Below are 20,532 nucleotides of genomic sequence, written 5' to 3' on the forward strand. Positions count from 1 at the left end.
CCTGACTGCGAATCCCGATGCTCATTAATACGGTGCCGTCGCGGAGGTGCGAATGGAAAAGCCCAGAGGAAGAGCATCATCCTGGTCAATATCCATTGCGCTCACCACGCTGTCATCCGTACCGACGTGGCCCGCCCTTAACGTCTGTGCTTTTTCCGGCTGCTCCGCTAATTCGTATGCCTGCGCCAGATCGCGTCGCCAGTTGAGATTCCACGGGCATGCCTCGTATCCCTTTTCCATGTGCACAATACCCTCAGCCAGATGCCCTTTACGCACGTATATCAGGCCCACCATAAACTGCGCGGTAGCGTGTTCGGGCACGTGGTGCAGCAGGCGTTTAAAGAGCATCTCGGCTTCATCAAGCTTCCCCTGACGATAGCGCGCTATACCCTCGCTCTGCATACCCGGCACTGGCAGGCTCACCATCTCAACAGGCTCATGCACGATCTTCGCATTCGTTCCCGCGATCAGCGGCGCCAGAAAGTCCGCGTAACGCCGCCAGCGTTCACGCGCCGTCTGATAGATAGGCTGACGCACTTGCCAGACACTGGCTGTCTTGACCGGCCTGTCCAGTTCAGAGGTATCGAGCACCTGCGGTTCCCATTGCACCCCCACATAATCCAGCATACGACGCGCCTCTCGCTCCGGCTCAGAGACCACGTCCTCATAGCGCACCTCGAGAATGTCGCCCGGGAACAGCTGGTTCCAGTGGTGCATCATCAGGTTGTGGTCGGCCAACTGTTCACCGATCCACTGCAGGTCATAGGCGAAGCCCATCCCACCGTGTCTGGCCGCGTAGTCGGTAAAGTAGTTGGAGATAGCGATATCGCGCGGATCACGTCGCACTGAGATTATCCTCGCGTTCGGGAACAGCAGTTTGATAAGACCAATGTTCTCGAAATTGTGCGGTAGCTTATCCACCACATGCCGGATCTCGGCCGCGTTTTCTGGCAAGGTTTCCTGCAGTTCCTTGAGCAGGCTGGCGGTGATACCCGCGACGTCATCCGCAGTCAGATCGTCCACACAGTCCGGGTAATGGCGTCCTGACCCGGTATGACGCTCCCAGCGTTCCAGCCGGGCGATCGTACTGGGGATCACCCCCAGTTCTCCCGCGCCGTGGATTTGGCTGTGTCCCGCCAGGATCTGTTCGACCAGGGTGGTACCGGAACGCGGCATACCCAGTACAAACACGGGCAGCGTTGAATCATTGCCGATGCTGCGTCGGTGCTCGTAGAGCGAACGGCTGAAAGCATGGCGGATACGCGCGCTGCCTTGCCGGTGTGCAACCGGGTCGTAGCGTAGCAGTGCGCGGCTAGCGGCATTGGCTTCGTTTGCCAGGGTGAAGGCTTTGGTGTAGTCCTTGCGCTTTTCCCAGGCTGCCGCAAGTTGCAGCAGCAATCCAGGCTGCACCGGGCCGAACAGGCCAGGTTGTCGCGCCAGGGTTTCCAGGCGAATCAACGTCTCTACGTCTTGCGGAAAACGTCGGGCATTGATCAATGCTGCATGACCACGTGCCGGGTCGACAGCCAAAACCTGCCCGAACAGCGCGACAGCCTCGTCGATGCGCCCCAGTTGCATATATAACTGCCCCAGCCCCTGTAGCGCGGGCACCAGGTGCGGATGGGCTTGCAGGATGTCGACGTATCGCGCCTCCGCGTCGGTGTAGTGTTGCTCCTGTGCATCCACCCCGGCGAGTGCCACTTGCGCCTGCGCCAACCACTGGCCGATCTGCGCCGCGTCCATCTCAGGTGATGGCGTCAGCGCCCCGGCCTCCTCGATAGCCTGTTCGGCCATCTTACGTGCCAGCGCCGGATAACCCTGAGTAGCGAGGCTGGCCAGCTTCAGGCGCAACGGAAGCGTCATTTTTTGCTGTTGTCCGGCCAGATGAAGGGCACGGTTCAGCAACGCCAAGGCCTGAGGCAGGCGCCCCTGTAACTCCGCCAGTTCAGCATGCTGTTGGTACAGATCCGTATGGTCCGGGTAATGCCACAGACCACGGCGCAGCGCATCCTCGGCCTGGGCATGGCGTCCGCGCTCGGCCAGACGCTGAGCATAACCGGTCAGCAGGCCGCAATAATCGTCCTCCGCCAGCTCAGCATGGCGTGCGTCCAGCCAGGCGTCAGCGCTGACGAAGTCATCACGGGCCAGCCACAGTTCCAGACGCAGGCCGCGCAGCTGCTGGTCATGCAAAGCCGCCTGCGATGCGGGCCAGTGCTCCCTTTCGCCTGCCCAGAAGAGGTCAGCGGCAGCCAGCGTCTCCTCGGCCTGCGGCAACGCCTCACTTTGCAGGTAGAGGCGCAGCAGTGGCTGATAGACGGCGATACGGGGTTGCAGGCGCAGGCTGCATTCATACAGGGGGATGGCCTCCTCCCCCCGTTGATGCTGCACATAACAGGCCGCCAGACGCGCCAGCAGAAGCGCGTGGTCGGGTGCCTCTGGGCGGGTGGCTTCCAGCAACGCCTGTGCCGCGTCACATTCCCCAAGCCGCAGGTGTACGGCAGCCAGGTCGACGCGGGCGTCGACCTCCAGTGTAGCCGGATGCAGCGCCATCAGCGTCTGGCGGGCCGTCTCTGGCTGGCCCAGATGGGCCTGGGCCAGGGCCAGCAGCACCTGTTCTGCCGGTGAAATCACCGGCAGGCTATAACAAGCTTCATGCAGCGCGTCGAATTGCTGCATTTCCTCCAGACGGCGTAGCAACGTCAGAGAACCTGTCATGGCATCGCCAGCCCTTGCGAGGTGAGGACGCCAGCAGGCATCGCCTGCAGATACGCCTGAGCAAACCCGTTGTCCTGATTCGGGTTCGCGGCCCAGGAGCCGTTCCAGAGATCCACGTTATTACCATCCCGATAGAATTTGCCGCTTGCGTCAACGCCTGCGACGTTATAAGAGGAAAACGAAATAGAGGATCCCGCCAGCCAATTAATGGAATTCCCACCGCGCATCCCCGACACTGCGTTGCCAAAGTCACCCTTAACTTCGCTGCCCGTGCCCACCAGCACAATCTTGTCGTCTATGCCAAGATTCTGCGCGCCCGACCACATCTCATTGCTATCCAGCCCAACCAGCGAATGGGAATCGCTGTTGACCCGGATATAGATGGTGTACGCGGTATTGGCATCAAAGACGCGCCCGTTGTGATCGGAGCTTTGGCCCGTTGTCAGGTCGAACACCACGATGGACGGATCCGCGGTCGAGGCGGAAACGGTCGTGAAATTCAGCCCCGTAGACGAACTGATACCGGCATAGTCATTGCCCGCCGTGTCGTGCAGCGCAGTGCTGTCGATCTGGACGTGGTAGTTTGCGCCTGCCGCCAGGTCCGTTGTCGGGTCGATGGTCACCGTGTTGCCGCTGATGCTGACCTGCGAACTGTCGGTGATGTCGATGACTTTGTTCTGACTACTGTCGCTCTCATTAACGAGGGTGATATGGCCGCTGCCGGCCAGCACATCTTCGCTGAAGGTCAGCGTCAGGTTAGCGCCCGTGGCAATGCTGCCGCCATTGTCCTGCGGCGTACTGCTGGTGAGTACAGGCGCAGTGCTGTCGACCGTCAGGCCGGTGCTGTCCGCCGTCGTGGTAGACGTGTGATTCGCCGCAGTGACCGTGACGGCGACGTTGCGACCGGCTACATGGTCAAGGGCACCGGCGGTGACAGTGTATTGAGCGGTAAATTTACCGTCACCTGCGATGGCATCGCCGTGGGTGCCGTCATCGTAAGCCGTCGCCGAGGTGCTGCCGCCAAACTGGCTGAAATCCATGGTAACGCTGGTCACGGCGCTGGTATTGGCGTCGCCGCTGGCCGAGTTGTCCCACACGGCGGTGACGGTGTCGCCGACCTTGTAGGTCATGCCATCTGCACCACCTGGCGTAGAGGTGATGGCGATGTGGGCATCGGTCACTGTCGGTAACACCGGAGCAGGACCGGCATTCAGGCCGATCTGGTAGATACCGCCCACTGCGTAGCCGCTCTTGCTGCCATCGCTGGTGTCGGCATCAAACAGCACAGAATAGGTGATGTCATAGCCGCCTGCGCCATCGGAAACGATCCGCGGGTTATACAACTGCCCGCCCTGAGGCACCGTGATACCGGTGTCGGTCACGTCACTGGTCAGCTCGCCGGTGGTTTTGGAGATAGTGACCTGGCTCAAGCCGCCGTTACCGTCAGGGAACACAAACACCAGATCGGTGCCGTTGTCGTAGGCCGTGGCCGATGCCGCCACAGAGCCATTGCCGATCCACGCCAGCTCGTCATGGAGCGTTTTGTCCATCGCGCCAACGTCCACGGCGTGATAGCTCTGGGTCCCCATGTTATGGACAGTGTTGCTCTGTATGTTGGTGGTGATCAGCGTGCCGTTGTTGTTGTAAAGCGTGACCTCCCAGGCCGCGGTGCGGTATTCCTGGCTAAAGACGGCAAAACCACCGTCGAAAGCAATGACGTTAGTCGGCGAGCCCTGCTCGTCATTCCAGTTAACGCGCTGCCAGGTGGTGCCGCTGTCGAAACTGGTCAGCGTGCCGCTGGCGTCGAGCTTGAAGATGAAGGCACCGATAGGCGTGGTTGTCGCCGACTGACCCGGCGTGCCAATCCAGTCGTAGACCTCGGAGGCCAGCACATAGCTGCCATCGCTCAGCGCCGTCAACACACCTGGCGTCAGTTGGAATTTCATCAACTGGACGGCCGGGCTGGCAACGCCGCCGAAGTTTTGACTCGCGTCATTGCCGCCAATCAGGGTCTGCGTTCCCGGTGTAAAGCTGGATCCGCTGCCGTTGTAGTGGAAGACCGAGATGGCCTCCTGCTGGTCGGTCCCGTGGCCAATCGTCTGGTAGGCGATCGCGAAATCACCGCCATTCGCGCTGCTTTGCGCCGCAATGGTGACGCCGGAGCCTGGCGACGCCAGCGTGTCGCTGGATTGCAGGTTACCGCTGTTGTCGTAGATCGCGTAGTGGACGCTAAAGTCAGTCCAGCTAAGGGCATCCACCTGCGACCAGGCCACGACGAAGCCGCCGTTAGCCAGCGCCTTGATCTGCGTATCCAGCATGGTGTAGCCAGCGGGAATGCTGATGTCCAGGGTCTTGACGACGTTGTTGCTTGCGTCCAGCACCCTGACGACGCCGTCGTACAGCGCGCCGGTCGGATCCCAGGTGATATAGTCACCGCCGGTCTGCCGCATGTACTCGACGACCGTGTAACCGTTACTCAGCTTCTCCAGGCCGACGTTGACAGTCATCTCGGTGGAGGTGTCAGTGGTGCTGCCCGAGACCATCGGGATGCCATCAAGGTTGTTGCCTGGCGCGACCTCAACGGTAACGGTCTGGCTGCTGTGGTTGCCCGCCGCATCGGTGGCGGTCACGACCAGGTTATAGCTGCCGGCGACGGCGGCGCTGTTCAGCGTGACGACACCGGTGGCGGCATTAATGTCGAACCAGGCGAGGCTGTCCTGGTCCAGGCTGTAGGTGATGGCGTGGGCGTCGCTGGCATTGGCGTCGTACACCTGAGTGCCTGCCGCTGCGCCGCTGGTGAGGCTGGTGCCGTTAGCCGTTGCGCCACCGGAGATGACGGGCGCAGTGTTATCCACTGTCACGCTACTGCCGGAGATAGCGGAGACATTGCCGGACGCATCCACGGCATACGCGTGGTAAGTCCCTTCGGCCAGGCCGCTCAGGGCCAGCACGGTGCCGACGTTAGCCGCGACGGCAACGCTGTTCACCAGGTTGTCGGCAGCATTGGTGAGGCTGTTCAGATCCGTCACCGTCACGCTGTCACTGACCAGGTATACCGTGCCCGCCTCGGAGCTCTGTACGATGACCATCTCACCGCTGTTCTCCACGCCGTCCGCGTCGCTGACGAGCATGACGCCCGGCGGCGTGGTATCGACGACGTTGTAAGTGACGGTCTGCGTGGTCTGATTGCCGGCGGCATCGGTGGCGGTGACAATGAATTGCGCACCGCTGGCCTGGTCCGGGCTGGAAATCAGTGTCACCACGCCGGTGCTGGCGTTGATGCGGAAGTGCTGGGTGTCGTTCAGGCTGTAGGTGACGCCGTGCGCGTCGGTGGCGGCAGCGGTATACACGGTATCGCCAGCGACGGTGCTGTCGGTAATGTCGGCGGCTGTGGTCGCGCTGGTAAAGACAGGCACGGTGTTATCCACCACCACGCTGCGGCCGGAAATGACAGAAAGATTGCCTGCCGCATCGACAGCCCAGGCGTGATAGGTGCCGTCAGCAAGGTTGGCAGCGGAGATCGTTGCACTGGTATTTGCGATCACGGCCGTGCTGGCCCACTGGTCGCTGGCGGCGCCAGTAATGTCGCTGAGCTGACTGACCACGACATTGTCGTTGACCAGATAGACGGTGCCGGTTTCGGTGCTTTGCACGGTGGCCTGGCCGTCATGGTTCAGTACGACCAGGTTGTCGTAAGTGCTGCCGTCAGCATTAAATTTCTGCACGTAGAGGTGGTAACCAGAAACGCCGCTGCCAGGGCTGTAACCGTACCATGTCACCATGTATTCACCGTCTGCACCGACGGCAGTGACCTGTGGATAGAGGTCACTCGCACCGCCGGAAGCTTCCAGTCGCACCATATCGCCTACCGCGACACCGCTGGCATTGAATTTCTGCACATAGATGTCCCAATTCGAGCTGCCAATACTCATCCAGGTGACGGCGTAGCCACCATCCCCCAGCGCCGTGATGCGCGGGAATTGATCACGGTCGTTACTCGTACTGTTGTGCGGTGCGTCCAGTTGCACGGTAGCGCCCACTTTGCTGCCGCCAGCAGAGAACTGTTGTACATAAACCTTGTAATTGTAGTAGCCGTTGGTGTTGTCGTATTCCATCCAGGTGATGGCGTAGCCGCCGTCGGCCAGGGCTGCGACATACGGATAGGTATAGCTGCCACCGTTATTGGCGTTGCTTGAGCCGTCCAGTACGACAATGCCGCCGACCCTGGAGCCTGTGCCATCGAACTGCTGCACATAGGTGCTGTTGTTGTAGTTCGAACCGCTGTAGTTATAGCCGGACCAGGTGACGACATAGCCGCCGTTAGCCAGCGCCGTGATTTGTGGCAGGTTTTCGTAGCTATTACTGGTTCCCGTCGTAGCGTCCAGCATCACAGGCGTGGTGCCGTTGCCTGTGGCGTCGAACTGCTGCACGTAGATGTGATAGTCGCCGGTGGTATAGCCCTGCCAGGTTACCACATAGCTGCCGTTGTCCAGCACGGTGACCTGCGGGCTGGCGTTGCCAGAAGAGCCGGACACAGCCAGTGGCACGGTGTTGCCTACTGCAACGCCAGTGTCGTCAAAGCGCTGCACGTAAATGCCACCGCTGTTGATGGACCAGCTCACGATATAGCCGCCATCGGCAAGCGTCGCGATTTGCGGGGCGAGGTCATGTGCAGAAGCAACCCCATCAAGTTGCGCGACTGCGGATAGTGGAGTGCCGTCAGCGTTGAACGATTGCGCAAAGATGCTGCTGTAACTGCTGGTGCCGTCCTTGCCGATCCAGGCCACGGCGTAAGCCCCTGCATCATTAAGGGCGGTGACGCTGAGGATACTGTCTGAAGAACTCATGACCGTATAGGTTGCGCCTGATGCGAGCTGTACCGGATCGCCCATCGCCACACCCTGCGCGCTAAGGCGCTGGGCATAGATCCCGAGGTTGCCATTGTTGTTGCTTGCCCATGTCACCAGGAAGGTGCCGTCACCCAGCGCGGTAGTGTCATAACCGTTGAGATACGTGTTGAGGGGCGCTGTATTCAACATCACAGGCCCCGTAGAGCTTCCATCGAGTGTGACTGTGGGGGCAATTTCGTCCACATCGGTGACATTGACAGTGACGGTCTGGCGGGTTGTGTGACCGGCTGCGTCAGTGGCGACGACTGCAAAGGTGTATGCAGGCGCGTGGGCACCTTCATAGTCGGGGCTGGACTTAAAGGTGACCGCCCCCGTTACAGCGTCAATGCTGAAATACTGGGCGTCTGCGGCACCATTTTCGTCAGCCAGGCTGTAAGTGACGTGCTCGCCACCGTCGGCGGCGTCATTATCATTAGCCTGCGCAGTATAGATGGCGGTGCTGGCGGCGGTATTCTCGGCCACGTTCACCGTGGCACTGGCATAGCTGTCGCTGCTGTTGCCGGTAGTGAAGCTGGGGGCCACTTCATCGAAGTTGTTAATTCCCAGCGTGACCGCCTGGCTGCTGTGGTTACCCGCCGCATCGGTGGCCACCACGGTGAAGCTGTAGCTGGCTTTGTTCTCAAAGTCCGGGTTGCCGGTCAGGGTGACCGCGCCGGTAACCGGATCGATGGTCAGCCCGGCATCGCTACCCGGCTGGAGCGAGAAGGTGACCCCGCCGCTGATGTCTGCGGTGTCGGTGGCCGTCGCGGTGTAAACGATCTGGCCCGCCCCGCTGTTCTCGTTAATCGCCGTGGCGGTGGTGCCGCTTGTGATGGTTGGCGCGACTTCATCGAGGTTGTTAATTCCCAGCGTGACCGCCTGGCTGCTGTGGTTACCCGCTGCATCGGTAGCCACCACGGTGAAGCTGTAGCTGGCTTTGTTCTCAAAGTCCGGGTTGCCGGTCAGGGTGACCGCGCCGGTAACCGGATCGATGGTCAGGCCCGCATCGCTGCCCGGCTGGAGCGAGAAGGTCACCCCGCCGCTGATGTCGGCGTTGTCGGTGGCCGTCGCGGTGTAAACGATCTGGCCTGCGCCGCTGTTCTCGTCGATCGCCGTGGCGATGGTGCCGCTGGTGATGGTCGGAGCCACCTCGTCGAGGTTATTAACAGCCAGCGTGACCGCCTGGCTGCTGTGGTTACCCGCCGCATCGGTGGCCACCACGGTGAAGCTGTAGCTGGCTTTACTTTCAAAGTCCGGGTTGCCGGTCAGGGTGACCGCGCCGGTGACCGGGTTGATGGTCAGGCCCGCATCGCTGCCCGCTTTCAGCGAGAAGGTCACCCCGCCGCTGATGTCGGCGGTGTCGGTGGCCGTGGCGGTGTAGATCACCTGACCCGCCCCGCTGTTCTCGTTAATCGCCGTGGCGATGGTGCCGCTGGTGATGGTCGGAGCCACCTCGTCGAGGTTGTTAATTCCCAGCGTGACCGCCTGGCTGCTGTGGTTACCCGCCGCATCGGTGGCGACCACGGTGAAGCTGTAGCTGGCTTTACTTTCAAAGTCCGGGTTGCCGGTCAGGGTGACCGCGCCGGTAACCGGATCGATGGTCAGCCCGGCATCGCTACCCGGCTGGAGCGAGAAAGTCACCCCGCCGCTGATGTCCGCCGTGTCGGTGGCCGTGGCGGTGTAGATCACCTGGCCCGCCCCGCTGTTCTCGTTAATCGCCGTGGCCGTGGTGCCGCTGGTGATCGTCGGCGCGACTTCATCAAGGTTGTTGATCCCCAGCGTGACCGCCTGGCTGCTGTGGTTCCCGGCCGCATCGGTAGCCGACCTGAGCACTGACCAACTGGGGATCGATCTCCCACAAATCGACATCGCCCAGACGGACGCGGCCTTCACCGGGGCGATACAGCCCGGCCAGGACCTTCAACAACGTCGATTTACCGCCGCCAACGGGTCCTAACAGCAGCACGCGTTCACCGGCATGAAAGTGGAGTGCGGGAATATTGAGTTGTTGTACCGGAGACTGCGGAAAGGCGAAGCGCAGCTTTTCCACACTGATATGTTCTGGCAGGTGATCGGGTAACAACAGGGTCTGCCCAGGACGGCGCTCCGTAGGTTTACGCAAGAGGTTGTTCACCATATCCAGCGCTTCTCTGACCTGCTGCCACTGCATCAGGTACTGAACACCCTGACTCACCGGCCCGATGACACGGCCACCCAGAATACTGCACGCTACCATGCCGCCGGTGGTCAAATATCCGGCTTCGACGCCCCAGACCCCGACAACAATCCCCATGACATACGCCAGTGTTGCCAGACTGCCGGTGGTAATAGTGCAGAACTGGCTGAGCGATTTTTGCTGAATGCTGTAGCCAGAGATGGAATGACTGAGCGTCTGCCAGTCTTGTGCAAAACGCCAGCCAGCATGACTGGCGCGCAGCGTCTCGGCCCCGCGAATACTGTCCACTAACAGGCCCAGACGTTCGTTGCTGCGAAGCATCTGTTGGCGCGTGAGACGGCGTAAGCGCAGACGGGTGAACAGGCCAATCGCCAGGGCGACAGGTAACATCCCGAGGTAAACCCAGCCTACAGGCCCACCGATCAAACCAATAAGCCCGATAAACAGCAGTGCAAACGGCAGATCCACGATACCGAAGACCAGACCGGCAGAGACAACCTGCCGTACCGAATCCAGCGCCCCCACCTGGGCGGCCAGCGTGCCCAGACTGCCGGGCTGCTGGTCGAGTTGCAGGTGCAGCAGGTGTTCATAGACATGCTGGGAAAGCCGTTTATCCACACTGCTGGCAACGCTGTCCATGACGCGGGCACGCAGTGTTTTGAGCAGCCAGTCCAGCCCCACCACCAGCACCATCCCCACAACCAGCGTGGTCAGTGTTGCCCAGGCCAGCGTGGGAACCACGCGATCGTAAACCTGCATGGCGAAGAGCGAGGTGGGAATGGCCAGAATGTTTACCAGCAGCGTGGCGGCGACGACCCGGGACACCCAGCGGCGGTCGCGCAGCAGCTCTCGCCAGACCAGGCGCATAGCCGGGTTTTCGCTATCAGAGAGATTCTCTGACTGGACGTGTGAGGCCAGGCTGAACCAGAGCACCGCCGTTTCGTCATCCGCAGCCGTACCCGGCGCACCGGTCACAAGGTCGTCTACCGTCAGCGTTCGGGGTTCGACACCTTCCCGCGTTAGCGTGAGGGTATCGGTTTTCCCTTCCTCGCTATAGCGTTCGGCCAGCCACCATGTCTGTTCGTGCCACATCAGTGCCGGTAGATGGCGTGGATCAAAACGCCGCCAGGGAAGTAATGCCAGCCGGACATCTTTCATTCCCGCGTCTGACAATATCTTGCGCACATGATCCTGTGGACGATCTGTCAACGGAGTCACGGTCTGCGCTCGCGCATACGCCTGCGTTAATGCCGCTTTATTCACCGGGGCGCGTAGCTTGTCCAGCAAGGCCAGTAATTCAGAGAGAGGAACAGGTATCATCAGGGATGGCTCGCAGAGGTGTTAGCTAGTGGTGTGCCCGTGGGCAGGGCGCCCGAGGTATCGTCCATACGTCCCGTGCGCACGGCCAGTCGTAAGCTGTCGACCCGCCATGCCGATCGTACCGATACCAGCGCTTGTTGTTGTTCGGTTAATTCGCGCACAGCGTTGAGAACGTCCAGCCAGCTTTTGTAGCCCGACTCGTACTGACGACGGAACGATGCCAGCGTGTCGCTGAGTTCGACAACAGACTGCTCATAACCCACCAGCAACGTCTGGTTAGCATCACGCTGATCAAGCAACTGGCGCGTCTGAATGTCTTCGCTGTGGCGTTGTTGGGCCAGATCCTGTCGTGCGGACTCCACGCGTTCCAGCGCCGCGTTCTGAAGACCACGGTTCACCAGCCCCAGCCCTTCCATAGTGCCGGTCACCACAATATTGATCGTATTGTTATTTCTCTGGTTGGGGATGCCTGAGTAGTCGTTGCGGGAGGCCTGCAGGGAGACGGTCGGCAGCGATGAGGTGCGCTGACGTTCTACATCAGTTTCGGCAAGCGTAACCCCCGCTTCGCGGGCACGCACGGTCGCACTCTGCGCAAGAACTTGTTCCTGTATCGCCTGATCGGCAGGTAGCTGGAGGATGTTGCCAGGCACCGGCAGATCGCTTGCGATCGGCTCCTGAGTCAGGGATAACAGCGTGGATTCGGCGGTAAGCAGGTCCGATTTGGCCTGTTCGAGCGAGGAACGCGCCTGTAACAACCGGGCCTTCGCCAGGCTGACATCGGCCGAAGAGGCCAGTCCACCCTGCGCGCGGCGCTGGATCTGCTCCTGCAATGCCTGATGGTTATTTACGTTCGATTCAGCAACCGCAAGACGCTCGCGAACCCCCTGCACATTTGCGTAGGCCACTGCGGTCTCTTCCAGCAATTCACGACGTGTAGCCCAGGCCGTGGCTTGTTGAGCAAGGGTGTCATCATCGGCGTAGTCAATCGCGCTGTCGATACGCCCAAAAGCCCATAACGGTTGCGATACGCTTAAGGTGGTCGAAGTGGAATCATTGTAACCCGAAATTTGCCCCGTCCCTGCGCTGGCCCCAAGCGTGGGCAAACGCGCCGCGCGGGCACTGTCGGCATTGGCCTCTTTGGAACGCACAAGCGCCTGCTGACTGGCAAGACCGGGATGATGGAGCATCGTGCTCCGCAGCGCGGCAAACAAACCGCCCGGCGAGGTGTTGTCAGAAATAGAGTGCGAGGGAGACGAAGACGCCCTCGCCTGAGCCATGGTCACAGAAATGACAAAGGGCAAAGAAAGTATGATTGCAGGAAGAATGCGACAACCGTGTCGACCAGGAAGAATCCTCATCGTCTGAAGAGCCCTTTATGTAAGAAAGATTAAAAGGCCCACCGATCATGATTTTTCTCAGGTTATCCCGACATAACAATGATTTGATAAATGGCACGGCCGGAATAACGAGCAATAAATAAGAATAACCTTATTGCTTTACGTAATAATTACCGATCGGCAACATTCGTGTCAATATGTGTAATCGCGTAATAAAAGCTGTAAATCAGGGGTAATTAAGAAGATAACTTCCTTTAATACAAATACCCGCAGGACAAGGAAAACTTTGTGTGCAGAATATCCGTTAAAGCAGGGGATTATATTTCGCTACCTGAAAGTGGCAGAGGGAGGTGTCGTTCATCCAGTCAGGCGAGAGAGTGCCGTTGCTTCTGAGAAGGGAGGATTTATAGCAAAGCCACAATGTATGCCTACGACATTTGGCGTTGCGCTGCTAAAGATGTTAGCCAGGGCGATAAAAACGCCGGCAGCCTTCAGGGCGGGATGGATTGTCCTGTTACCACTAAATGTCTGGCACCGTTGTCCCGCGGTCAGCGCGATAACGGCGACTAGCGCAGCAGTGCTGTTTGCTATGGCAAAACGTGGTCATACCATCAATCAATACCGGGGGCGTCCTGCACGTTGCGCCATAGTAGATCATTATTTTTCGCTGGGCCTATACCTTGTGGATTATGGCTCGCGTGATGCTGAGTTTTAGCCTTTCCAGCGCAGCTTTAAACGTTATCCGCAAAAACCATCACGATGCGTCTACCTATGCTAAGACTCTTGCTTTTATGCTTACTCAAGAAGATATTATCCACACAATTAGTAAGTTAAAGATGATGGTTATGAGAAACCTTATATTGGGCTGGTTTATCTTCATTAACATTTATGGCACCATCGCGCTTGTAAACGAAATTAGTGCAGATTATATGAATGGTTCACGTCTCCCTTGGCTTCTTGCTATTCCCGTTCTGGTTGTTACTAATCTTATGGCAGGCAGAGTGATGACAAAACCAGCCAAAAAGTAATAAAAAACCGCCCGAAGGCGGTGAGTTTTTGCGAGTCACGTTGATGTTGTCTTTTCTTAAGCGTCAGACGCGCCTTGCTCCCATCAAACGCTACTTCTTCGTAATCTATAAAAATAGCAACGATCAGGTCCACCGCTGCAAAGCATAATCTCGTATCCTGTTAGGCCGCCACTGTGGCAGCAAACCTCGATAATCCGCGAGGAACAGGCGCGGCAGCGACAGGATAAGCCCATCCTGCATTTAAGCGGACGCGATAACAAGGCAGCGGATAGCCCTCCTGCCCCGATTGCCTATGCGCTTACAGGCCGGTCTGGTGTTGATTTTGAGCATTTTTCTGAATGCGGAATGATAGCGCGGCCCTTTTTTTGAGCCATACTTGTAATAGACACATTTTTCTTTTTGTTTCACTAACAGAGGAGGAATGTATGCAGTTAGTAGGTGAGAAGGGTGTCGTGTCTTCCCGGGATTTAGATTTTTTAGCCAGTAGCTTTGCCCGGATGCATTTGCACGGCCGACATCTGTGCACGGATGCAATAACCGGCAATATGGATGAGGATTGCCGGCTGTGGTTCCTTAACCGTTATGACTTTTACGTTGAACAGCTAAAAAACAAGGAATTACAGTAATAAACCCAGGCCGGGTGGTGACAGCTACCCGGCATTTAATTCGAAGTCGTTACTTATGAAAGCAGGCATTCACTACGCGTTTCATCATTTCGGCATCCCACTACAGGATGGAACCCCTGAAGGCTCATTCAGTGAAAAAGCAGGAATGTATACCGCTGACAACCCGGGTAAATTCAGGGTTCAATGGCATCGCTTCACGCATGACTCTCCCATTCACCCTCTTTTGAAAACCGTACCGCACGTCGCTTTTAAGGTAAACAGCCTGTCTCCGGTCATTGAAGGGGAAGAGATTATTCTGGCCCTTACGAGCCAATTGATGGTTACCGGGTCGCGGTGATCAATGACGCGGGAGTGCCCATTGAACTCATCGAAACGACATTGTCAGATGACGAAATCTGGATCCGTGCCCGCTCCGGTCACGGTAGCCAGTATCGTTCTCAGGAAAATAGCGGGTTGGATGAAATCATGGTGCCGGGTGCCTCCCGGTGACTCTGCGCCAGACCACAGAGCCGCGTCATTCACCTGCTCTGACTAGTCGCCCCACCGCTTAGGGGGATTCACCACAGGGGAAGCCTAATCCCCTTCCCTCAATAAAGCGAATGTTATCTTTTTATTTTTCACGGCTAACAATAAAGACCTGCGTTGCTCAGCGGGTCAGGGTCAGTTAATAAAAAACGGGAGCCAACCGGCTCCCGTTTTTACATAACCTGAAAACCGGATTACATGTTCGCGATGATCGCGTCACCAAACTCTGAACATTTCAGCAGTTTAGCGCCTTCCATCAGACGTTCGAAATCGTAAGTTACGGTTTTGGCGTTAATTGCGCCTTCCATACCTTTAACGATCAGGTCTGCGGCTTCGAACCATTCCATGTGACGCAGCAGTAGTTCTCAGGAAAGCGGATTGCTCATTGATATCAAAAGAAATTCTTTATAAAACTCAAAGAATTCTCATGCTTTCAACGATTTCCTAACGTCATGTTTTGTCGTAACCTTTTCTCAGTTTTGATAACCGATTTTCGTCACTTTCCAGGCGTAGCAAGGATTTTCAATATGACTAAAGAAGAAACCAAAATCAGATGTAGGGACCTCTACCTCCAATGGGATGGGCGGCACGAAAGCAACCCAGCTAAAGGCCTTCTTTTCCAGGCCTACATGCATCAGCAACCAGACTTTGCTTCTTTCACATACGGTCGCGCCAGCATGCACCAGGTGGTTCAAGGTTAGGTTGACGAATGGGAAGGTTTCTTCCAGTAGTCATTTCAGGATCAACACAGTGGCGGCGGGTTCAACTCCCGCCAGCTCCACCAATCATGATTGGACGGTGATAGGACATCACCAGCAATAACAGGAAGTTAGCAGTCTCAGCAGGACACCGACCAGACGGTGAGGGGACAAAAAAGGATACGCAAAGGAGCCGCGGCTCCCGAGTGATAAGAAGCCCGCTGATGCGGGCTTTTTTATGGGCTTTTTACACCGGCCTATCATCCGCATCTGTGCTGTTGATGAAGAATGTCACCCTGCCCATCACTTCGACCTCTTCCGCTGCGTCGCCTTCTATCGCCTCGCCGTCCTCTGTGATTAATGCTTTTCCCAGAAACCGAGCAAATTGCGTCTGACCGCCACTAAGGATCAGCAGAACCTGCCCCTGCACAAGTCGGGTGACCGGCTCGATCACCGCAAACCCGGATGACGTCTCAAGGATTCTGCTGTCGATGCCAATTCCGCAAATGGTTTCAGGGCAGAGCCTGCGCTCTACATAGTCTGTTGCTGGCGATACGAATCCCATCAGATCACCCTCCCCATGTTTCTCATCATCCAGAGCCGGTTCTGGCTGTCATCCGGCGTCTTGTCGACGAAGAACTCCTGATAACGCTCTATCCAGTCGTTGGCATCGTCCGGCGTGAAATGCCAGTTTCTGGCGCGCAACTCACGGATGAAGTCATCCGTGCGTAAACACTGGTATCCCTTAGGATTTAGCTGTATTGCAGCGACAAATGCGCTGTGAATGTCTGATTTGCGGGGCATGATCTGCACTCCCTTTTACTGTTTTTATATACAGTAGTTTTAAGCATCGCAAATGGCAATGGCAATTACTGCATCAGACAGATAAAATTCATATCACACAAATAATGACCTTTTATATCAGCTACTTATGTAGATATTATTTGTGCGCAATTGTTGATATTTTGCTCTTGTCAATATTTTTTAAATTGCGATGCCGTATTGATAGTATCATTATCCTGACTCCGAACCTGGGCTTCTAACTTCTCCCTCAATGCATTAACATGGCACTTTCGATAACGGTAAATTCCACCCTCACGGATTAAAAATGCATCATTCCAGGACTGATGAAATCTTGATTTCAAACATATCATCATTACATTTTCAACTATCCCGTATTGATGGTAGTTATATGGTATCCCCTATTCGCCTTCTTGATGACGGTTCTATTTATGGACATTCAAATGATAATGAATATTCATGGATGATGGTAAACGGTGTTTTGTCTTTTCTTACAAAAGACGGCAGGGTCAGCACAGAATTCAGCAAACCTTTTTTGGAGGATGGCAAGCTTACTTTTGTCGGAGATTTCCTGCTTCGCCCTAACTTAAATATAAAACATAAAATTCAGGAGATAGATTTCTCTAGAGAGAGCCTTGGCGAATATCCAGCAAATACAAAAAATGCCTTAAAATCTTTAATTGCCAAATATAAATGGGAGGTGGGAGATCATACATATGGTATCCCCAAAATTTTTGAAGCAGGCATGGCCCATTTAGAAATAGGGAAATTTTGCTCGTTAGCATCAGGAATAAATATAATACTTGGCAACCACAATATAAATACAGCCACCACCTATCCATTTACGTCGTTAAAAAAATACTGGCCAGGAGCGATTAGAGATAATATATCAGACCATCACACCAATGGTGATATTATCATTGGAAATGATGTTTGGATAGGTAGCAATGCAACAATAATGTCTGGCGTAACCATTGGAGATGGTGCAGTAGTTGCGGCGAATAGCGTGGTTACAAAAAATGTCGAACCTTATTCTATCGTTGGCGGTTCACCTGCTAAGTTATTGCGCATGAGGCATAGCTCCAATACGATAGATGCTTTATTGAAAATAAAATGGTGGGATTGGAGTGATGATATTATAGATGAAAGAATAAAATATCTTCTTTCTGATATTGATGACTTTATAAACCGTTTTAAATAGTGTAATAGGAAATTCTATGTTTACACGAGTGATTGCAGGATAAGCACAGCTTACCTTAGCATCCAAAACCTGAGATTTTTCAGTCATAGAAGCCCAAGAAATCGACAGTAAACAGTTTATGGGGCCGCACTGTTGTGTAAAATGGCTTCTTAAAATCATACTACCTCTGCGCGGCAGGACATATTTTATGCAATTTAATCTAAAAGAAGCTCTATCACTTCGTTCATCAGTATTCTCTGACGTTATCAAGGATTTTGGGTTCCCTGACATAGTTGATGGGGTAAAGGACATAGCACCTATTGTTCGCCATACCTATAAAACTAACGTCGCAAATGGCGGTGCTATCATTGCCCACCATACCGCCCGCTTTACTATGGACGGTGGCAGTTGTTCAGTGGATGGAGAGGGTTCTATTGTTGTCGCATGCGACAATGCGCAAATTCATGGGGCGAAAATCACTGTAAAAGGTAAGCGGAATCTTGTTGTGATAGGGCCTTTTGCTCGACCACGCAGAGTTGATATCCGGCTCGAAGGTGATGATTGTGTTTTCTTGCTAGGTGCAGAATCTACGTGGGAGAGCGGTATGGCTCTTGTAACTCACTCCCGCGTAATGGCTGTAGGCAAGGACTGCATGATTTCGTCAGGCGTTGTTGTTCGCACAGCTGATGGTCACGGAATTTATAATAAAGAAACCAAAGAGCATTTAAATAATCCAGGTGATGTGGTTGTTGGCGATCATGTTTGGATTGGCAGTGGCGTCAGGCTCAGCAAAGGTGTGAAAGTACATCACGGCTCTGTCATCGGCCAAGAAGCAGTGGTCACAAAGGATATTGAGCCAAATACTATCAATGTTGGCATCCCGGCGAGAACAGTTAATACAGGAATTGTGTGGTCTCGCACCGGTTCTTATGAAGATATACCAGAAACATACCGCTAATATATTGTTGTAAAATGTGATGCAAGCCCCTCACAAAAAGGGGCTTTATTTATTCTATGCTTTAGTTTCCAGAGATTCGACCCTAACCAGTAATTCATCCATTTTCACTTTCAGGCGATTATTATTGCGTCGTAACAACGCCGCTTCAAGCATCAGCAGTTCTTCATAGCGAACGCCTAACCGGATCTCCTCCTTTTGCTCCGGCTCTAATACATCACCCGTTTCCTCATCGATAACAGCAGCGCTGTATGGAACATGATCTTCGCAGAAGAAAGCATAACGCCTTACATCAAGTCCGTGACGGCTAAAGGCCTCCTCCAGTCTTTCAGCAATCGTACCAAAGTGCCAGCGGGCGTTATCAGCGCCCTTAATCGCCACCCTGTCCAGTAACTGATATTGAATTGGTGGACATTCTTCCACAGCGTCAAGCATGTCATCTGTTATTTCAAGCGGTTCAGTTTTGAATTTAGCACCTGAGGTGACAGTAAATGCGGTCTGTGTAAATCCGCCGGCCCATGGCAATGACCCTGAACCAAGATACTTTGTGTTTGCCGTGTCAGGCCTTACGTCAGCATTCACTCCTACAAAACCCGCACCCTTTACAGACAAGCGTAGAGTTATATCGGCAACCGCCCCTTTTGCTGTTACAGATACCGACGTATCGTTTTGACGCTCAAGATTAACGTAACTTGCACCATGCCGACCACCAACCTGAAGAAATGTAGGCAGCGCGGATGTCCCGACAGATAAAGAACCTGTATTGCCGACCATGGTGCAATTTGTGCCCTCAGGTCTAAAGCCTGAAGTTGCCGATCCAATATCTACACACCCAACGTACTTAATGTCGTCACAACCAACAGCGTTTCTAAATCCGTACTGCTTCGCATTGATAGAGGTTACACCCATCACAGTGCATCGCTGCGCTGACCCCACGGCGTTGCCGCTATGTACCACTCCGACATGACACCCCTCAGTTGTGCCATTACTAATGTGCACATCGTCAGAACCGCACTCAATGCCATTAATAAGCAGGGCCGCTGCACCTGTTGTCGGGGTGATATTAAAACCAGTGAGCGTTGATTTAGCTGCCGCTTTATTATATGGATCCGTAGCAACAGGTTTGGTTCGAAAACGGATGCCAATATAAGTCTTAGTGGTATCGCCTCCGAAATCAGTAACAGTAATATTACTGGCTTGCCAGACTCCACGGATATCTAACCCAGCAGACCCATCCAGACGCAAGTTATAACGTTTAACCCATACATTGCTAACTGTGTTTGCTACTGGTGGGATTGCTATATCATCACGCGCCTTAAGATCTAAGCCATCGGCACCGGTTGTATCAGTGCTAACATAGCTAATATGGCAATCTTCAGGATTTCCGTTTTGAAGTCCAATCCCGTAAGAAGCCACATTATGAATATAAAGATATTCAAAAATAGTGCGCCGACAGGAGATATCAGTGCCGCCTTGTGTTCCTAACTGAAAAATACCATGCCCAGAACCAGTTTTCCCTTCTGACCACGCTCCTGAAAGTTCGAAACCACTTATGATGTTTCCATCAGGGGCGACTAAGTAAATAATCGTTAGTTCTGGGTTATCTGACGATATCTTTGTTTTGCCATATTGCCCAACAAGTGACACGCCTTTGCGAAGGATTATACAACCCGTGTCTGAGCTTACCGCTACGCCAAAGTTATCATAAGTTTCGTTGAGTGTTGATGCATTAACTTTCCAATGAAATGGCCCTAGATCGACTACTCCACCACCATTTGCATAAACATAATCAATGGCGGACTGAATGGTTGATGTTTCCTTATTGGGATCTGTACCATCAGGAACATTACCGAAATCCACTGCATAAACCCGCTTACGCAGCAACTCCTGTCGAAGCGTGCCGTCTCCGATACTTACGAAATGCGCAGAATCGTTTGACCATGACGCAGCATCATTCCCGGTAGTAGTGAAAGGAATATTGGTCGAAGCGGTGATTTTCCAGAGCTCACCCTCATATCTAATTACCTGGTTATATTCGGTTATAGTGAGCGGGCCCGCTGTATAGTCACCGATGACTTTATAGCCTGAATTCTGAATAAAAAGATTAAAACGCTGCTCCATTCCAAAGAGCGATTGTCTGCTTCTTCCGAACCGATCTACCCAGAATGCTTTTGTGATGTCATTTGCAGCGATGTCAAAGTTCTGGGCGTTATCGAAAAAGTCCTTCGGATCCATCGACCCCAGCGGGTTTTTAGTGGCGTATTTGGTCATGCTCGCTCCGG

General features: G+C 54.7%; 13 protein-coding genes and 2 pseudogenes. 7 read left to right on the plus strand and 8 right to left on the minus strand.

The window, feature by feature from the left end; all coding sequences use genetic code 11:
• Positions 1–24: 24 nt before the first annotated feature.
• Genes ACF8PE_RS02295 through ACF8PE_RS02310 form a run of 4 tightly spaced genes read right to left on the minus strand, consistent with a single transcriptional unit; the run spans position 25 to position 12,287 of the window.
• Entirely contained in the window at positions 25–2,715 is a 2,691-nt protein-coding gene (locus ACF8PE_RS02295; protein ID WP_392494461.1) for a sulfotransferase, read from the minus strand.
• Entirely contained in the window at positions 2,712–9,437 is a 6,726-nt protein-coding gene (locus ACF8PE_RS02300) for a cadherin domain-containing protein (RefSeq protein ID WP_392494463.1), read from the minus strand. Before ACF8PE_RS02300 ends, ACF8PE_RS02295 begins: the two co-directional genes overlap by 4 nt.
• Entirely contained in the window at positions 9,364–11,100 is a 1,737-nt protein-coding gene (locus tag ACF8PE_RS02305; RefSeq protein ID WP_392494465.1) for a peptidase domain-containing ABC transporter, read from the minus strand. Before ACF8PE_RS02305 ends, ACF8PE_RS02300 begins: the two co-directional genes overlap by 74 nt.
• A complete protein-coding gene (locus ACF8PE_RS02310; protein ID WP_191153183.1) occupies positions 11,100–12,287 on the minus strand; it encodes a TolC family protein in 1,188 nt (395 codons plus the stop codon). Before ACF8PE_RS02310 ends, ACF8PE_RS02305 begins: the two co-directional genes overlap by 1 nt.
• A 574-nt stretch (positions 12,288–12,861) precedes the next feature.
• Here ACF8PE_RS02310 and ACF8PE_RS02315 point away from each other — a divergent pair.
• From ACF8PE_RS02315 to ACF8PE_RS02335, 5 genes and pseudogenes are all read left to right on the plus strand, one after another.
• Positions 12,862–13,143 (plus strand): annotated as a pseudogene (locus ACF8PE_RS02315) (arsenical efflux pump membrane protein ArsB); the annotation flags it as partial.
• On the plus strand, positions 13,127–13,465 hold the full coding sequence (locus ACF8PE_RS02320; protein ID WP_150870564.1) for a hypothetical protein: 339 nt from the start codon (positions 13,127–13,129) through the stop codon (positions 13,463–13,465). The pseudogene ACF8PE_RS02315 and the gene ACF8PE_RS02320, both read left to right, overlap by 17 nt.
• Positions 13,466–13,890: 425 nt before the next feature.
• Positions 13,891–14,091, plus strand: coding sequence for a glycogen synthesis protein GlgS (locus ACF8PE_RS02325; RefSeq protein ID WP_151583995.1), 201 nt, complete (start codon positions 13,891–13,893; stop codon positions 14,089–14,091).
• A gap of 55 nt (positions 14,092–14,146) precedes the next feature.
• Positions 14,147–14,428, plus strand: coding sequence for a hypothetical protein (locus tag ACF8PE_RS02330; RefSeq protein ID WP_392494467.1), 282 nt, complete (start codon positions 14,147–14,149; stop codon positions 14,426–14,428).
• 14 nt (positions 14,429–14,442) lie between these two features.
• Complete coding sequence (locus tag ACF8PE_RS02335; protein WP_262364790.1) at positions 14,443–14,580, plus strand: hypothetical protein; 138 nt, start codon at positions 14,443–14,445, stop codon at positions 14,578–14,580.
• 230 nt (positions 14,581–14,810) lie between these two features.
• On the opposite strand, the pseudogene ACF8PE_RS02340 reads toward ACF8PE_RS02335, so the two are convergent.
• The 3 genes and pseudogenes from ACF8PE_RS02340 to ACF8PE_RS02350 form a co-directional block, all read right to left on the minus strand.
• Positions 14,811–14,981: pseudogene (locus ACF8PE_RS02340) on the minus strand (isocitrate/isopropylmalate family dehydrogenase); the annotation flags it as partial.
• 580 nt (positions 14,982–15,561) lie between these two features.
• Positions 15,562–15,879, minus strand: a complete 318-nt coding sequence (locus ACF8PE_RS02345; protein ID WP_103822538.1) for a hypothetical protein — start codon at positions 15,877–15,879, stop codon at positions 15,562–15,564.
• Positions 15,879–16,118 carry a hypothetical protein gene (locus ACF8PE_RS02350; protein ID WP_392494470.1) on the minus strand — a complete coding sequence of 80 codons (240 nt, stop codon included), beginning with the start codon at positions 16,116–16,118 and terminating at the stop codon, positions 15,879–15,881. Before ACF8PE_RS02350 ends, ACF8PE_RS02345 begins: the two co-directional genes overlap by 1 nt.
• Positions 16,119–16,422: 304 nt before the next feature.
• Here ACF8PE_RS02350 and ACF8PE_RS02355 point away from each other — a divergent pair, with 304 nt between their 5' ends.
• Together ACF8PE_RS02355 and ACF8PE_RS02360 are read left to right on the plus strand one after the other, a co-directional pair.
• A complete protein-coding gene (locus ACF8PE_RS02355) occupies positions 16,423–17,316 on the plus strand; it encodes a CatB-related O-acetyltransferase (protein WP_392494472.1) in 894 nt (297 codons plus the stop codon).
• A gap of 187 nt (positions 17,317–17,503) precedes the next feature.
• A complete protein-coding gene (locus ACF8PE_RS02360; RefSeq protein WP_392494474.1) occupies positions 17,504–18,253 on the plus strand; it encodes an acyltransferase in 750 nt (249 codons plus the stop codon).
• Positions 18,254–18,307: 54 nt separating this feature from the next.
• Here ACF8PE_RS02360 and ACF8PE_RS02365 read toward each other — a convergent pair whose 3' ends face one another.
• Positions 18,308–20,521: a tail fiber domain-containing protein gene (locus ACF8PE_RS02365; RefSeq protein WP_392494476.1), complete on the minus strand. Its 2,214-nt coding sequence runs from the start codon at positions 20,519–20,521 to the stop codon at positions 18,308–18,310.
• Positions 20,522–20,532 lie beyond the last annotated feature (11 nt).

The sequence above is a fragment of the Leclercia sp. GLN_9 genome (genome assembly GCF_043105735.1).
GTDB lineage: Bacteria > Pseudomonadota > Gammaproteobacteria > Enterobacterales > Enterobacteriaceae > Enterobacter > Enterobacter adecarboxylatus.

Bases quoted from the DNA above. Each gene is read 5' to 3' on its own strand.
- ACF8PE_RS02365 (WP_392494476.1), bottom strand. From the start codon at position 20,521: ATGACCAAATACGCCACTAAAAACCCGCTGGGGTCGATGGATCCGAAG.
- ACF8PE_RS02330 (WP_392494467.1), top strand. From the start codon at position 14,147: ATGAAAGCAGGCATTCACTACGCGTTTCATCATTTCGGCATCCCACTA.
- ACF8PE_RS02325 (WP_151583995.1), top strand. From the start codon at position 13,891: ATGCAGTTAGTAGGTGAGAAGGGTGTCGTGTCTTCCCGGGATTTAGAT.
- ACF8PE_RS02310 (WP_191153183.1), bottom strand. From the start codon at position 12,287: ATGCTCCATCATCCCGGTCTTGCCAGTCAGCAGGCGCTTGTGCGTTCC.
- ACF8PE_RS02360 (WP_392494474.1), top strand. From the start codon at position 17,504: ATGCAATTTAATCTAAAAGAAGCTCTATCACTTCGTTCATCAGTATTC.
- ACF8PE_RS02350 (WP_392494470.1), bottom strand. From the start codon at position 16,118: ATGCCCCGCAAATCAGACATTCACAGCGCATTTGTCGCTGCAATACAG.
- ACF8PE_RS02355 (WP_392494472.1), top strand. From the start codon at position 16,423: ATGCATCATTCCAGGACTGATGAAATCTTGATTTCAAACATATCATCA.
- ACF8PE_RS02320 (WP_150870564.1), top strand. From the start codon at position 13,127: ATGGCTCGCGTGATGCTGAGTTTTAGCCTTTCCAGCGCAGCTTTAAAC.
- ACF8PE_RS02305 (WP_392494465.1), bottom strand. From the start codon at position 11,100: ATGATACCTGTTCCTCTCTCTGAATTACTGGCCTTGCTGGACAAGCTA.
- ACF8PE_RS02345 (WP_103822538.1), bottom strand. From the start codon at position 15,879: ATGGGATTCGTATCGCCAGCAACAGACTATGTAGAGCGCAGGCTCTGC.
- ACF8PE_RS02295 (WP_392494461.1), bottom strand. From the start codon at position 2,715: ATGACAGGTTCTCTGACGTTGCTACGCCGTCTGGAGGAAATGCAGCAA.